This window comes from Chryseobacterium sp. SSA4.19 (genome assembly GCF_022601875.1).
Lineage (GTDB): Bacteria > Bacteroidota > Bacteroidia > Flavobacteriales > Weeksellaceae > Chryseobacterium.
In genome coordinates this window covers 53,028-67,386 of record NZ_JAKVIP010000016.1, presented here as the reverse complement: position 1 = coordinate 67,386, position 14,359 = coordinate 53,028, and the positions used below count along the sequence as shown (strand labels likewise).

The 14,359-nt window shown below is 37.8% G+C and carries 13 protein-coding genes; 8 read left to right on the top strand and 5 right to left on the bottom strand.

Annotation, left to right across the window (positions count from 1 at the left end):
• The first annotated feature begins 110 nt into the window (after positions 1 to 110).
• The 5 genes from MKJ01_RS12590 (at position 111) to MKJ01_RS12570 (ending at position 3,758) form a co-directional block, all read left to right on the top strand.
• The gene (locus MKJ01_RS12590; protein WP_241614393.1) at positions 111 to 1,346 is read left to right on the top strand and encodes a TCR/Tet family MFS transporter; all 1,236 of its coding nucleotides are present in this window, start codon (positions 111 to 113) and stop codon (positions 1,344 to 1,346) included.
• A gap of 149 nt (positions 1,347 to 1,495) precedes the next feature.
• On the top strand, positions 1,496 to 1,831 hold the full coding sequence (locus MKJ01_RS12585) for a twin-arginine translocase TatA/TatE family subunit (RefSeq protein WP_241614394.1): 336 nt from the start codon (positions 1,496 to 1,498) through the stop codon (positions 1,829 to 1,831).
• Positions 1,832 to 1,833: 2 nt separating this feature from the next.
• A complete protein-coding gene (locus MKJ01_RS12580) occupies positions 1,834 to 2,400 on the top strand; it encodes a phosphatase PAP2 family protein (RefSeq protein ID WP_241614395.1) in 567 nt (188 codons plus the stop codon).
• The gene (locus MKJ01_RS12575) at positions 2,397 to 3,209 is read left to right on the top strand and encodes a tetratricopeptide repeat protein (protein WP_241614396.1); all 813 of its coding nucleotides are present in this window, start codon (positions 2,397 to 2,399) and stop codon (positions 3,207 to 3,209) included. Before MKJ01_RS12580 ends, MKJ01_RS12575 begins: the two co-directional genes overlap by 4 nt.
• An 87-nt stretch (positions 3,210 to 3,296) precedes the next feature.
• Entirely contained in the window at positions 3,297 to 3,758 is a 462-nt protein-coding gene (locus MKJ01_RS12570; protein WP_241614397.1) for a tRNA (cytidine(34)-2'-O)-methyltransferase, read from the top strand.
• Between the two features lies 1 nt (position 3,759).
• On the opposite strand, the gene MKJ01_RS12565 is transcribed toward MKJ01_RS12570, so the two are convergent.
• Positions 3,760 to 4,233 (bottom strand): 23S rRNA (pseudouridine(1915)-N(3))-methyltransferase RlmH, encoded by a 474-nt coding sequence (locus MKJ01_RS12565; protein WP_241614398.1) that lies wholly within the window; start codon positions 4,231 to 4,233, stop codon positions 3,760 to 3,762.
• A gap of 253 nt (positions 4,234 to 4,486) precedes the next feature.
• Here MKJ01_RS12565 and MKJ01_RS12560 point away from each other — a divergent pair, with 253 nt between their 5' ends.
• Positions 4,487 to 5,452 (top strand): YihY/virulence factor BrkB family protein, encoded by a 966-nt coding sequence (locus tag MKJ01_RS12560; protein WP_241614399.1) that lies wholly within the window; start codon positions 4,487 to 4,489, stop codon positions 5,450 to 5,452.
• A 33-nt stretch (positions 5,453 to 5,485) separates the two neighbouring features.
• Here MKJ01_RS12560 and nhaA read toward each other — a convergent pair whose 3' ends face one another.
• Together nhaA and MKJ01_RS12550 are read right to left on the bottom strand one after the other, a co-directional pair.
• On the bottom strand, positions 5,486 to 6,664 hold the full coding sequence (gene nhaA, locus MKJ01_RS12555; RefSeq protein WP_241614400.1) for a Na+/H+ antiporter NhaA: 1,179 nt from the start codon (positions 6,662 to 6,664) through the stop codon (positions 5,486 to 5,488).
• A 9-nt stretch (positions 6,665 to 6,673) separates the two neighbouring features.
• Positions 6,674 to 8,878: a bifunctional (p)ppGpp synthetase/guanosine-3',5'-bis(diphosphate) 3'-pyrophosphohydrolase gene (locus tag MKJ01_RS12550; RefSeq protein WP_241614401.1), complete on the bottom strand. Its 2,205-nt coding sequence runs from the start codon at positions 8,876 to 8,878 to the stop codon at positions 6,674 to 6,676.
• 239 nt (positions 8,879 to 9,117) lie between these two features.
• On the opposite strand from MKJ01_RS12550, the gene MKJ01_RS12545 reads away from it, so the two are divergent.
• Complete coding sequence (locus tag MKJ01_RS12545) at positions 9,118 to 10,371, top strand: T9SS type A sorting domain-containing protein (RefSeq protein WP_241614402.1); 1,254 nt, start codon at positions 9,118 to 9,120, stop codon at positions 10,369 to 10,371.
• Between the two features lie 153 nt (positions 10,372 to 10,524).
• Here MKJ01_RS12545 and acs read toward each other — a convergent pair whose 3' ends face one another.
• Positions 10,525 to 12,435: an acetate--CoA ligase gene (gene acs / locus MKJ01_RS12540; RefSeq protein ID WP_241614403.1), complete on the bottom strand. Its 1,911-nt coding sequence runs from the start codon at positions 12,433 to 12,435 to the stop codon at positions 10,525 to 10,527.
• Between the two features lie 259 nt (positions 12,436 to 12,694).
• On the bottom strand, positions 12,695 to 13,156 hold the full coding sequence (locus MKJ01_RS12535; RefSeq protein ID WP_241614404.1) for an Lrp/AsnC family transcriptional regulator: 462 nt from the start codon (positions 13,154 to 13,156) through the stop codon (positions 12,695 to 12,697).
• 241 nt (positions 13,157 to 13,397) lie between these two features.
• On the opposite strand from MKJ01_RS12535, the gene MKJ01_RS12530 reads away from it, so the two are divergent.
• Entirely contained in the window at positions 13,398 to 14,288 is an 891-nt protein-coding gene (locus MKJ01_RS12530) for an aspartate carbamoyltransferase catalytic subunit (RefSeq protein ID WP_241614405.1), read from the top strand.
• The last annotated feature ends 71 nt before the right edge of the window (positions 14,289 to 14,359 follow it).

The following is a 14,359-nucleotide window of genomic DNA, read 5'->3' as shown; positions in this document are numbered from 1 at the left end:
AGTTGTGCTTATTATAAAATTTTAATTTAATGATTCAGGTTACCAGGAATCTCATTTATTCTTTATAATTTTTCAATGTTATTTTTTGATTTTTTTAATTTTGCACCATTATGGAAAACGCAAGGAAAAAAGCTGCGATGAGCTTTATATTCATTACGCTGTTAATTGATATTACAGGATGGGGAATCATTATCCCTGTAGTTCCTAAACTGATTGAGGAGCTTATTCATGCCGATATAAGCGAGGCTGCCAAATATGGCGGCTGGCTAGGTTTTGCCTATGCTTTTACACAATTTATCTTTTCACCTGTTGTAGGAAACCTTAGTGATAAATTCGGAAGGAGGCCGATTATTCTGATCTCACTTTTCGGATTTGCTGTGGATTATATTTTACTTGCTTTGGCTCCCACTATCATATGGCTGTTTTTGGGACGGATCATTGCAGGTATTACTGGTGCAAGCGTTACAACGGCAAGCGCTTATATTGCCGATATTTCAACCGATGAAGACCGGGCTAAGAACTTCGGGTTGATTGGTGCAGCTTTCGGCCTTGGATTTATTATTGGTCCTGTGTTAGGAGGCTTGCTGGGGCATTACGGCGCAAGAGTTCCATTTTATGCGGCGGCAGGTTTGTGTCTCCTGAATTTCCTGTACGGTTATTTTATCCTGCCGGAAAGCCTGGATAAGGAAAAAAGAAGAGAGTTCAACTGGAAACGTGCCAATCCGGTCGGGTCATTTAAATTCCTGGGCAAGCATCCTGAAATTTCCGGACTGATCGTTTCACTGATTTTAATTTATATCGCAGGCCATGCTGTTCAGAGCAACTGGAGCTTTTTCACTATGTATAAATTCAGCTGGAATGAGAGGATGGTAGGAATTTCTTTAGGCGTTGTCGGGTTGCTGGTAGGGTTGGTTCAGGGAGTGTTGATCAGATGGACAACACCCAAGTTTGGTGAACAGAAAAGTATTTATTATGGGTTGACACTATACGCCATTGGAATGTTGCTATTTGCGTTTGCAACACAGGGCTGGATGATGTTTGTCTTTTTAATCCCGTATTGCCTGGGGGGAATCTGCGGGCCTGCGCTTCAGTCGGTGATCACAAAAAGTGTCCCGTCTAATGAACAGGGTGAGCTTCAGGGGGCATTAACCAGCCTGATGAGCGCTACTTCTATTATCGGTCCGCCGTTGATGACTAATTTGTTTTACTATTTTACCCATGATGAAGCACCATTTGAATTTTCGGGTGCCCCTTTCTTTTTAGCCTTTATCTTAATGGCAGCAAGTGTTGTCATTACCTATTTTAATTTTCAGAAAAAGAGTTTAAAAAAGGATTTTTTGGAGTAACAGAGTCGGGATATCTATCAGGCATTCCTGTTTGTTTAAACAACTTCAATATTAAAAAATTCAAAACTCCGATTTTTTCGTTTCTTAAAATTTATTTAAAATCCTGTACATTTGTCTCTCATGTACATAATCTTTCGTAATTTTACCAAATGGAACTAAGCATAGGAGAAATGGCACTCATTGCCGTTGCAATCGTTGTATTATTCGGACCGGATAAACTTCCTCAAATCGCGCGTGACTTAGGATCAGGAGTAAGAAAAATGCGCGGTGCAGTTGAAGATATCAAAACCGAGATCATGAAAGAAACGGATAACCCTGTTTCTGAAATTAAACGTGAGATCGAAAAAGTAAAGGATGCGGCGAAAGAGTATAATCCGATGAAAGATATTGAAAAAGATATTGTAACAGAACCTAAACCATCGCAGGATCCTATACAGCCGAAACCTTCCGATGATGATACTTATGAAGGACCTGTAAGCAGATAACGATGGAAGAGATTATCAGGGAAGACAAAAAGGTTTTCCTATTGCTCAATAATCTGGGAAATTCTTCATTTGACCAGTTCTGGATGCTGATTTCCAGCACATGGATCTGGATTCCGCTCTATATTATTCTATGTTATTTTTTATTTAAAAGCTATAAGCTGAGATCTTTGGTTTTTATTTTAATATTCGTTGCGATCGGAGTTACGGTATCGGATCAGGTAGCAGGAATTTTTAAATATGGTGTGGCCAGGTTAAGACCCTGTCATGATCCTTCTTTAGAGCATCACATGAGAATTGTAAAATGCGGCGGCCAGTTTGGTTTTTATTCTGCCCATGCCTCCAATACATTTTTTTTAGCAACCTATTTAAGTATTTTATTAAAAGACAGGCTTAAATGGTTTCCTTATGCTATATTTGTATGGGCGGCAGTAGTAGCTTACAGCCGTATATATTTAGGAGTGCATTTCCCGATAGATATTTTGGTGGGGGCGTTTGTTGGAACTTTATTGGGAGTGATTTTTGCTGCGCTCGCCAAAAAAGTAATCAATAAACAAAAAATAACTCCATGAAAAAACATCTATCATTTCTTACATTAGCATTTTTATCATTAAATTTTTACGCCCAGGACAAAAAAACAGCTGAAGAATGTTTTCAGAAAGCGGACTATAAATGCGCTGAAGAACAATATTCAAAATTAGCACAAAATGAAAAAATCCAGCAGATTAAGTCTGAGTATTATAATTATCTCGGGACCGCACAGCGAAGACTGGGAAAAACAACTTCTGCTTTTAAGTCTTATGAATCAGCATTGAAGGCTAATCCGATGTCTGCAACAGTATATGCTAATCTGGGTTCTATCCACGGGCAGAAAGGCAATAAACAGGCGGCACTTGATTATTTAAATCAGGGAATTAAATTACAGCCAGAAAATGCAGAGATGTACCTTACACGTGCGAAGGTATATGAAAATATGGGTAAAAAAGACCTGGCTTCAAAAGATCTAAACCAGCTTTTAAGCTTTGCTCCTGACAATATTTATGCAAGAACAGGATTGGCGAACCTGAAGAAGAATAGCGGAGACCTGCCGGGTGCTTTGAAAGATTATAACCAGTTGATTTCTGAAAAGCCGGAATCATTGTTGTACAGCGGCAGGGGAGATGTTTATTTTAAACTGAAGAAATATAAAGAAGCATTGGCAGACGTTAATAAAGCGATTTCTATTGATCCGAAATTCGCTCAGGCCCACGTGAACAAAGCGCTGATCTTATTTGAATCGGCTAAACCCAAAGAAGCCTGCGCTAGTCTGGATAAGGCGGTGAGTTTAGGCTATGAAAAACCTTTATTGCTTGAGCATTATGCTAAATGTGAAAAGAAATAAACTGATATATTCTATGAAATGATCGAATCTAAAATATTTTACAGCAATACTTAATCCGGAAATTTTAAAATTAGTTATACATTATTTATGTTAAATATTGTTCTCGTAGAACCTGAGATACCCAATAATACCGGAAATATCGGAAGATTATGTGTAGGAACGGAAAGTAGGCTGCATTTAATTCATCCGTTCGGATTTGTCATCAATGATAAAAACCTGAAACGTTCCGGACTGGATTATTGGACACATCTTGATGTTACCGAATACGAAAATGTGGATGAATGGCTAAGAGTCATTCCGGATTTTTCCCGTGTGATGCTGATGAGCTCACATGCCGAAAAATCTTATCTTGAGGTTTCTTTTCAGGATGGGGACTGGCTGGTATTCGGGAAAGAAAGTACCGGGCTGAGCAAAGATATTTTAGACCGTTTTGAAAACCATGTAACAATTCCCATGTCTAAGCTGATCCGGAGTTTCAATATCGCGAATTCCGTTGCTTTTGTGGTTGGTGAAGCAAAAAGGCAGATTGGTTTAAAAGCAAACCTGTAATTTAATCGTTATGATAAGGTTTTCCCTGCAGAATCTGATCGGCACGATATACCTGCTCGACGATGAATAACCGGATCATCTGATGGGTAAATGTCATTTTGGATAACGACATTTTTTCATTGGCCCTGTTGTACATATCCTCTGAAAATCCATATGCTCCTCCAATAAGAAAATGAATTTTTTTTACTGAGGAATTCATCCAGCCGTCTATTTTCTGAGCGAATTCACGACTTGTAAACTGCTTTCCCTTTTCGTCAAGAATCATGACCAGATCGGTTCGGTCAATATGGTTCATAAAGAGTTTTGCTTCTTCTTTTTTTAAAAGATCGGGGGAGAGATTTTTGGCATTCCTTACATCAGGAATTTCAATAATCTCAAAATTCCAGTGCTTCGGGAGACGTTTTATATAATAGTTGATTAAAGAACTGATTTCCTTGTCATCTGTTTTACCGATACAAACTAAATTAATCTGCATGTGATCTTTTTATTTATTAGAAGCGACAAAGGTATTCATAAATCAAATACAATCAATATTTGTATTTTTATGAAAATTCTAAGTTTTAAAAATAATTATTTTACAAGGATCTGTTTATAAGCATACGGCTCATCTCTTTCCGATTTCCCACGCAGCTAATGTTCAGATTAACAATCCTGTAATGAGAGCATTAGGCGATGGAAAATAAATTCCATTACCTTTGCAGGCAGAACCATTAATAAACAGACATAATATGGGCATGAAAGTTCCTCGTTTTATCATGAAAATTCAGGCATTTTTTACAGATATACACATCCCTTTGCTGGGGATCTCAATCTGGGAAATGTTCCAGATTTACATTAAAGGGGTTTTTAAAGATAAGATAGGGCGTAAAGCGGCTGCCATTTCATGGAGTTTCACGATCAGTTTGTTCCCATTTGTTCTTTTTCTGCTGTCTGTTATTCCCTATATGCCGCATTATGACAAACTCCAGTTTTATATTTTTGAAGTTTTGATGCATAATGTATTTCCGTCCAATATTGAAGGCGATGTCAGGAATTATATTGAAAAGAGCATTGTTCCCAACATGAAAGGAATCAGCAATCTCACAATTGTCCTTGCTCTGGTGTTTGCCACCAACGGAACCTTTTCCCTGATCAATGGGTTTAATGAAAACAATGATGAAAAAATGAGTGATGTGAAAGAATTTATCCTCTCGTTTTTTATTACCATCGGCTTTATACTGATTGTTTTTCTGGCGCTCTTCGGGGTCTATTATTCAGAAGTCGTGCTTAAGCTGTTTACTCCGGTTTATGATGTTACGTGGCTCGTCAGCAACCTGAGTAAAATTATCGGTTTTGTCTCATTCCCGATATTTTATTTTATTCTATTGGCCCTTTTTTACTGGTTGGGGACGGTCAAGATCACAAGGTTCCGACAGGCTGTTCCGGGTGCGGTTTTAACTACGGTTTTGTTTGTGGTAACCACTTACTTCTTTGCTTTGTATGTTAAAAATATTGCGCGGTATAACGTTTTATATGGTTCCATCGGAAGCATGATCCTTCTCATGGTATGGGTGAATGTTAATGTCTACCTGCTGCTTTTCGGGAATGAACTGAATATGGCAATCAGGAAAGTAAGAATTAAAAAAATATTGTCTGATGAAATGAAAAAAGAATCTGAAGACATTACATCGGACAAAAATGATGAACATGGATAATGATCATGATTAAAAATTAAAATATAAAGCAGTTTAATTCTCTTCCCCGATTATATGATTTTTTGAACTCAGTTTCAATACGGTAAAACCTAATATGCCGGATAATACAGAAGCTATTAATATTGCAAATTTTGCTTCATCCTGGATGTCATCCGATCCTTTGAAAGAAAGCAGTGCAATAAAAATAGACATGGTAAACCCGATTCCCGCCAGAAAACCAACACCCAGCATTTGTTTCCATGAAGCATTCTGAGGCAATGAACTCAATCTGAATTTAATGGCAATAAATGAGAAGATATTGATTCCGATAAGCTTACCTAATACCAAACCACAGATAATCCCCAAGCCTAAAGTATTTGTAATTCCTGAAACCATTTCATGGTTAAAGGTAATATTGGTATTTGTTAATGCAAAAACAGGCATAATGAAGAAGCTCACAGGAATATGCAGCTGATGCTCCAGTTTTTCCAGAGGTGAAATTTCTGTTGTGGATACATTCGTTGGAATAGAGAAGGCAAGCACAACACCGGCAATGGTTGCATGAATCCCCGAATGATGAAGGAAATACCAAAAAAACAGACCGGGAACCAGGTAAAAAATAATTTTTGTAACCTTTAAGAAATTCAGTAAAAATAACAAAGCGGCAACTGCTGAAGATAACAATAAATAGGTCCAGTGGATCTGGTCTGTATAAAATACCGCAATGACGGCAATAGCGCCCAGATCATCTACAATAGCCAATGCCGTAAGAAAAATTTTAATGGAATTCGGAATACTTTTTCCCAGCAGGGATATAATTGCTAAGGAAAATGCAATATCAGTGGCCATTGGGATTCCCCAGCCATTCCCATATTTTGTTCCAAAGTTAAAAACGGTGTAAATAACCGCCGGAACCAGCATGCCGCCTACAGCTGCAAAAATAGGCAGTGAAGCATTTTTAAAGGATGAGAGTTCTCCTCCTACCATTTCCCTTTTGATTTCGAGGCCTACCAGAAGAAAGAATATCGCCATGAGGCCGTCATTAATCCATATGCTTACCGGATATTTCAAACCCAAAAAATCTGTTCCTGCTTCCTGGTCTAAAGCCGACTGAAAACCTTCGGCAGCAGATGAATTGGCGATTAATAGCGAGATGAGGACACAAAAGATCAGAATTATGCCTGAAGTCTGGCTGCTGCTGAAAAATTTTTTAAAATATAATGTCAGGTTCATTTTTAAGGATTATAATCTTCGTACTCTTGAAATGCCGTTGATATCCGTAAGTTTTTTAAAGGTCTGTTCCAGCTGGCTTTTATTTTTGACTTCAAGATTGATGGTTCCTGTAAACATGCCGTCATTGGATTCAATGGAAAGGCTTTTCATATCCATTCCCATTCCTCCGCTGATCACTGTGGTAATTTCATTAATCATCCCCATTCTGTCTAACCCTTCAATTTCAATCTTTATCCTGTTTTTAAAGCTTTCTGCATTAACCCATTTAGCAGGAATTACCCTGTAATCATATTGTGCACGGAGGTTAATGGCATTCGGGCAACTGTCGCTGTGCACTTTAATACCTTCGGAAATTGTTATAAACCCGAAGATCTTGTCTCCAGGAATTACCGTACAGCATTTGGCATAGGTATAATTCAGTTTTTCTTCATCTTTTCCAAAGACAATCATGTCCAGGTTCTGCTCTTTGGGTTCTATGAAGGCCGTATTTTTAGTTGGAGATTTCCTGAATCTCGAAAGTAAATTATTAAATACGTTTTTACTTTCAATATATTTCCTCAAGCTGCTGGCATCCAATTCGTTGCTTTGGAATTTTAAGAACAGTTCCTGTGAGCTTTTAAGATTGAAATACTTTTGAAGCTTGTTGATTTCTTCGTCGTTAAAGTTAATTTTAGCATGGCGGAGTTTTCTCTGAAGAATTTCTTTTCCGTCTTCCACCAGCTGGTTTTTTTGCGAGTTTAAGTAACTTTTGATTTTAGACTTGGCTTTGGAAGTAACAACGAATTCCAGCCAGTCGGATTTGGGTTTTTGATTTTGGGAAGATAAAATATCGATCTGATCTCCATTCTGAAGAATATAGGAAATCGGAACTAACTTCCCGTTGATTTTAGCGCCGAGACATTTCATGCCCAGGTCAGAGTGAACTGAAAAGGCAAAATCCAAGGCAGTGGCATTGGTGGGTAAAATTTTAATTTCTCCCTTCGGCGTAAATACAAAAACTTCTTTGGAATAAAGATTAAGTTTAATATTATCCAGAAGCTCGGAGGTCGTAAGGTTTTGCTGCTGTTCCAGCACTTCACGGATTTCGGTAACCCAGTTTTCAAAATTCCTGTCTTCCGAGCTTTGTTTATAGCCTTCTTTATATTTATAGTGCGCGGCAACCCCTTTTTCCGCAATTTCGTCCATTCTCTCGGAACGGATCTGTACTTCAATCCATTTTTTGTCGGGGCCTAAAACGGTAAGGTGGAGGCTTTCATAGCCGGTGGATCTCGGTTGTGTAATCCAGTCACGCATTCTTGAAGGATTGCTGTGATATACATCGGTTACAATGGAATAAATTTTCCAGGCCAGGAATTTTTCATTTTTTGCATCTGATTTATAAATGATCCGGATTGCGTAATTATCATAAACTTCCTCAAAAGAAACGCCCTGTTTCAGCATTTTCCTGTAGATGGATGAAATGGCTTTAGCACGTCCCTTTATTTTAAAGTTAAGACCTTCCTCATGCAGCTTTTCTGATACTTCTGTCTTAAACTCTTCAATATACCTTTCGCGGTTTTCCTTGGCAAGTTCTAATTTCTCTGTTATTTCATTGTAAATATCAGGATTGTTATATTTCAGGGAAAGGTCTTCAAGTTCAGATTTAATATTGTACAGACCCAGGCGGTGTGCCATAGGCGCATAAATATAGACCGTTTCGGAAGCAATTTTTTTCTGTTTATCAGGAGCCATGCTTTCAAGCGTACGCATGTTGTGGAGGCGGTCAGCAATTTTTATCAGAATAACCCTGAAATCTTCAGAAAGAGTAAGCAGAAGCTTGCGGTAATTCTCAGACTGTACAGAAATGTTCTGATGATTCATGATCGAAATCTTGGTAAGGCCATTTACGATATCCGCAATTTTCTCCCCAAAAATTTTTTTCAGATCTTCATACGTGTAGTCGGAGTCTTCAATTACATCATGCAGAAGCGCACAGGCAATGGAAGTGGCACCCAACCCGATTTCCGTTGCCACAATTTTTGCCACGGCAATAGGGTGGTAAATATACGGTTCACCGGTTTTTCTTCTTTGCTCCTTATGTGCATCCAGTGCAATATCAAAAGCTTTTCGGATGAGCTTGTTGTTTTCCTCATCCAAAGTGCGGTATGTATTTGAAATCAGATCCTTATACCTTGCAAGGATCTCCTTGTTTTCCTGTTCTAAGTCGTAACTCATTTGTGCTAATGCCTATATGTAAACGAAAATACGAAATTTTTCACACTTTTCAAATAAGAAAAATCCTCAGAATTTTTTATCCGATGATTGTCAGATTTTATCTTAAGTCTTACAATTTCACTTCAGATCCATGTCTTGTTGATAGTAGAATTATTTTTTAGATATTAAATAAAAGTTGATCACAAATTATTGTACACTTATTTTAAATAGTTCAAATTTGTCACTCAATTAAATAACGTATGAAAAAAATTATATTCTCTTTTATTTTCTTTACATCTCTTTTACAGGCACAATATAATTGGTCTGTTTTTTCTTATCCGCCTTCAAACGGTACAGGTCGATATGATGATGTCTTTTTTTTAAATGAAAATTTGGGATGGGCAGCACGAGGTGGAAACGGAGCGGTTTTTAAAACAACAAACGGCGGAACAACGTGGACACAGCAAATTGTAAGTCCTGCCACGAATCAATATTATAGAAATATAGAATTTTTAAATGAAAATATTGGTTTTTTAGGAACATTAAACAATAATTTTTATAAAACTGTGGACGGCGGAAATTCATGGCAGCGGGTTAATAATATTTCACCTTATCCACAGGCAATTTGCGGTCTTGATTGTGTAGGAACTTCTACCGTTTATGGATGTGGAGCATGGTTTTATCCTGCTTACATTATCAAATCAACCGATAGTGGAAATACCTGGCAATATATTGATATGTCAGCATATGCTGAAGCATTGGTTGAAGTTGCTTTTATCAATGAAAATGTAGGTTTTGCAGCAGGAAATGATCAGAATGGAGCTGTAATTCTTAAAACAATGGATGGTGGCAATAGCTGGCTAAAGGTTTATAATAGCAATATTGAAAACGAATACGTTTGGAAAATGCAGCTTTGGGATAATAATATTTTCTGCTCCATAGAATCTGAGCTTCCTAACACCGGAAAATTACTGAAATCTACAAATGGAGGTTTTACGTGGGAAACAAAAGATTTCCCGGATCATTACGTGCAGGCGGTTGGCTTTACATCAACGACTCACGGTTGGATGGGCGGTCATAACACAGGGTTTTATGAAACTTTTGATGGTGGAAATTCCTGGACAAATACCGGGATCGGAGGTTCTTTAAACAGAATTTTAATTCTTAATAATAATCTTGCGTATGCAGCAGGCACAAATCTTTACAAAATGACAACCGGAAATTTGGCGACTCAGGAAATTTCTGTAGAAAAACAGGAAAGGAAGCTGAAAGTTGAAGTTATTCCGAATCCTGTTAAAGATAAATTAAATTTAAATGTAAATTACACGCATTCGGATCATATTATCGTAGGTTTATATGACGCTTCCGGAAAGTTTATTAAAAATATTCTGAAAGATGATGTCAGTGATAAAGGGCTGAAAAAATATTCCTTGGAATTTAATTATCCAAAGGGAAATTATCTGTTGGATATTCATTCTAATTTAGGAAGACAATCAATTAAAATTATTAAATAACTTAAATTCAGGATAAAAGTTTTTGATACATTTTCTCCATTTTGATTGTGAAAAATACACAAACTGAGAGAAATGTTGTCATCTCAAAATCAGTTTAAATAAAAAAATGCGCGGAAATTTTCTGCGCATTTTTCATTTTTAGTATAAATGATTTTAATCTATTCTCTCATTCTTAATTTCGTCAACAATTTCAGGATTCAGCAACGTTGAAATGTCACCGAAATTGCTGAAATCGCCTTCTGCAATTTTTCTTAAAATCCGTCTCATGATCTTTCCGGAGCGTGTTTTGGGAAGCCCTGAAACAAACTGGATTTTATCCAGCTTGGCAATGGGACCGATCTGTTCTGAGATCAGCTGGTTAATTTCTTTCTTGAGGTTTTCCTTCTGGCGGCTTTCTCCGGTTTCTTTTAAAATAACAAAACCATATAATGCATTTCCTTTAATGTCATGAGGATATCCGACGATAGCAGATTCGGCTACGGCAGGGTGTTCATTAATACTGTCTTCAATCGGTGCCGTTCCTAAATTATGTCCTGAAACGATAATCACATCATCCACACGGCCTGTAATCCTGTAATAACCTACTTCATCTCTCAGAGCACCGTCCCCTGTGAAATATTTTCCTGGGAAAGCAGTAAAATAGGTTTCTTTATATCTTTGATGGTCACCCCAGATGGTCCTGGCAATTCCCGGCCATGGAAAACGGATGCAAAGGTTTCCGGTAACCTGGTTTCCTGAAATTTCATTTCGTTTGTCATCCATAAGTACCGGTTGTATTCCAGGCAGCGGCAGGGTAGCATACGTTGGTTTCGTAGGGGTTACAAAAGGAAGCGGTGAGATCATGATACCTCCGGTTTCTGTTTGCCACCATGTATCGACAACCGGACATTTTTTCTTGCCTACATGATCATTAAACCAATGCCATGCCTCTTCGTTAATAGGCTCTCCAACAGAACCTATCACCTTTAAGGTACTTAAATCATGTCTGTCTACCCATTCCGAGCTTTCTTTTGCTAAGGAACGGATAGCCGTAGGAGCCGTATAAAATTGGGTAATTTTATGTTTTTCAATAACCTCCCAGAAACGGTCGGGCTGAGGATAGGTCGGTACGCCTTCAAAAATGACGGTGGTGGCTCCGTTTAAAAGAGGACCATATAAAATATAGGAATGTCCCGTGATCCAGCCGATATCAGCAGTGCACCAGTAGATATCGTTTTCTTTATAATTAAATACATTTTTAAAAGTATAAGCAGTGTATACCATGTATCCTGCGCACGTGTGAAGCATCCCTTTAGGTTTGCCAGTAGATCCGGAAGTATATAGAATGAAGAGCGGATCTTCTGCATCCATAATAACAGTAACGAAATCCGGTGAAGCTTTTTCGTATGCATCAGCCATCCAGTGGTCTCTGCCGGGCTTCATATTAATCTCGTTATGGGTTCTTTTTACCACCAGGACATGTTCTACCGTAGGTGTTTTTTCAAGAGCTTCATCAATGATCGTTTTGAGGTCTAAAACCTTATTTCCCCTGTAGCTTCCATCTGACGTAATCACCATTTTCGCACCGCAGTCATTCACTCTGGAAGCAACGGCAGAAGCGGAAAATCCTGCAAAAATCACAGAATGTACTGCCCCCAGTTTTGCGCACGCAAGCATGGTAATGGCAAGTTCGGGGATCATCGGAAGATAAATGCAGACGCGGTCACCTTTTTCAATGCCCATTTCTCTTAACACATTCGCTGTTTTATTGACTCTTGTATATAACTCGGTGTACGAAATATGCTGCGCTTCCTCTTTCGGGTCATTAGGCTCCCAGATGATTGCTGTTTTTTCACCCCGTACGGAAAGATGGCGGTCCAGGCAGTTTTTGGTAATATTCAGTTTGGCATTTTTAAACCAGCTTATTTTTGCCTCATTCATATCATATTTCACCACCTTGCTCCAGCGCTGGTACCAGACAAAATTCTGATCGGCGATCTTATCCCAGAATTTCTTTGGATTTTTAATTGATTTCTTATATTCTTCAAAATAATGTGGTAAATCTTCTATCAGGTAATTCCTCATATCCTATTCATCTTTAAATTATGGTTACTTAAATGTATGTTTAATTATTGAATAACGTTGTATGTTGGCGATTTTTCCTCTGAATTTCATTAAGGCTATTTCATATCAACCACCTGCGGAATCGAGATATATTTTATGAAATAAGATTGTAGCCCTGCACCGTTTAGTACTAAAGATATTAAGAGCTGACTAATTCATAAGATGTATAACATGCTCCTTTAATGGTAGGAATCATTCAGTGAAAAAGCAATAATATACACTATTCCAGATCAATCTTAAAACTCGTGGTTTTTTTGACCTCGTGCAGTACGATGGAACTGTGATATTGCCCGATATTAGGAATGTTTGAAATAACGTTAACGGTGAAATCATTATAGGTGTTAATATCCTTTGAAACAATTTTCAGCATATAATCATATTCTCCGGAAAGACTGATGATTTCCTGAACCTCATCATATTTTCCGATATTCTTTTCAAAGCTTTCTAAAACTTTCTGGGACTGCTCCTTCAGGCGGACATTGCAATAAACAACGATATTCAATCCCAGCTTTTCACGGTTCAGAAGACCGACATATTTCTCTATGGTTCCGTTTTTCTCCAGCTGCTTGATCCGTTCATAGGTCGGTGTGAAAGTAAGCCCGATCTTCTCTGAAATTTCCTTTACGGATAGAGTAGAATTTTCCTGAATGATGCTGAGAATCATTTTGTCTTTGAAATCCATATGAATATGATTGAATTGTAACAAAAATAATATTTAAAAATGAAATCAGGATATAATTGTGGTATTTTAACTAAGTCAGATTTTCTTTGGAGGTTTACAAAATTGTTGTATCTTTGCGCCTAATGAATAACACAGTATTTATATCATTAGAATTACCTGGCGTAGACGCCCTTTACGATATTTATTTATTTTAAGCGAAGATATTTTCTTCGCTTTTTTTTTGCAAAAAATTTGATTTATTATGTTTACGATTACAGAACTGAGCACTGAGAGAATCAACAGTATACTGACAGAAGCCATGGCTTTTGCAAATGGGAAAACGGCTAAAATTGAAGGAGAAGTTTTTTGTTCAAACCTTTTCTTCGAAGATAGTACAAGAACAAAGACCAGCTTTGATATTGCTGAAAGGAAACTGGGCCTGCAGGTTGTTTCCTTTGATGCTTCCAACAGTTCTGTGAACAAAGGTGAAAGTTTATATGATACTGTAAAGACAATTGAAAGCCTGGGAGTAAACCTGGTCGTGATCAGAGATAAGAAAGACCGTTATTTTGATGAGTTGAAAAACATCGGAATTCCTGTAATCAACGGAGGAGACGGAACGGGGAACCATCCTTCCCAGTGTATGCTGGACCTGATGACCATTTACCAGGAATTCGGAAAGTTTGAAGGCCTGAAAATCGGAATTGTAGGAGATGTAAAACACAGCCGTGTTGCCAATTCAAATGCTGAAGCATTAAGAAGGTTAGGCGCAAAAGTATATTTTTCAGGACCTGAACAATGGTTTGATGAAGGAGCTTTAATCAACGGTACTTATATAGCCGTAGACCAGCTTATTTCGGAAGTAGATGTTCTGATGCTGTTAAGAATTCAGCATGAACGCCACGATGCCAAAATGAGTTTTTACCCATCGGAATACCACAGGAAATACGGATTGACTAAGGCCAGAGAGAAGAGCATGAAAGAAACCTCGATTATCATGCATCCTGCGCCTATCAACAGAGGTGTGGAAATTGATACGGAACTTGTAGAATGCGGACGTTCAAGAATTTTTAAACAAATGGAAAACGGAGTGTTTGCAAGAATGGCCATTCTGAAAGAAGCCCTGGAGAAACAGGGGCATACCTTTAAGTAAATAAGATGTAAAATGTATCATTTTAAATACATTATACTTCTTACAACCGACATGATACAAGAGTAATAGAA

Coding starts and splice junctions, on each gene's coding strand:
- MKJ01_RS12590 (WP_241614393.1), top strand. CDS start 111: ATGGAAAACGCAAGGAAAAAAGCTGCGATGAGCTTTATATTCATTACG.
- MKJ01_RS12585 (WP_241614394.1), top strand. CDS start 1,496: ATGGAACTAAGCATAGGAGAAATGGCACTCATTGCCGTTGCAATCGTT.
- MKJ01_RS12580 (WP_241614395.1), top strand. CDS start 1,834: ATGGAAGAGATTATCAGGGAAGACAAAAAGGTTTTCCTATTGCTCAAT.
- MKJ01_RS12575 (WP_241614396.1), top strand. CDS start 2,397: ATGAAAAAACATCTATCATTTCTTACATTAGCATTTTTATCATTAAAT.
- MKJ01_RS12570 (WP_241614397.1), top strand. CDS start 3,297: ATGTTAAATATTGTTCTCGTAGAACCTGAGATACCCAATAATACCGGA.
- MKJ01_RS12565 (WP_241614398.1), bottom strand. CDS start 4,233: ATGCAGATTAATTTAGTTTGTATCGGTAAAACAGATGACAAGGAAATC.
- MKJ01_RS12560 (WP_241614399.1), top strand. CDS start 4,487: ATGGGCATGAAAGTTCCTCGTTTTATCATGAAAATTCAGGCATTTTTT.
- nhaA (WP_241614400.1), bottom strand. CDS start 6,664: ATGAACCTGACATTATATTTTAAAAAATTTTTCAGCAGCAGCCAGACT.
- MKJ01_RS12550 (WP_241614401.1), bottom strand. CDS start 8,878: ATGAGTTACGACTTAGAACAGGAAAACAAGGAGATCCTTGCAAGGTAT.
- MKJ01_RS12545 (WP_241614402.1), top strand. CDS start 9,118: ATGAAAAAAATTATATTCTCTTTTATTTTCTTTACATCTCTTTTACAG.
- acs (WP_241614403.1), bottom strand. CDS start 12,435: ATGAGGAATTACCTGATAGAAGATTTACCACATTATTTTGAAGAATAT.
- MKJ01_RS12535 (WP_241614404.1), bottom strand. CDS start 13,156: ATGGATTTCAAAGACAAAATGATTCTCAGCATCATTCAGGAAAATTCT.
- MKJ01_RS12530 (WP_241614405.1), top strand. CDS start 13,398: ATGTTTACGATTACAGAACTGAGCACTGAGAGAATCAACAGTATACTG.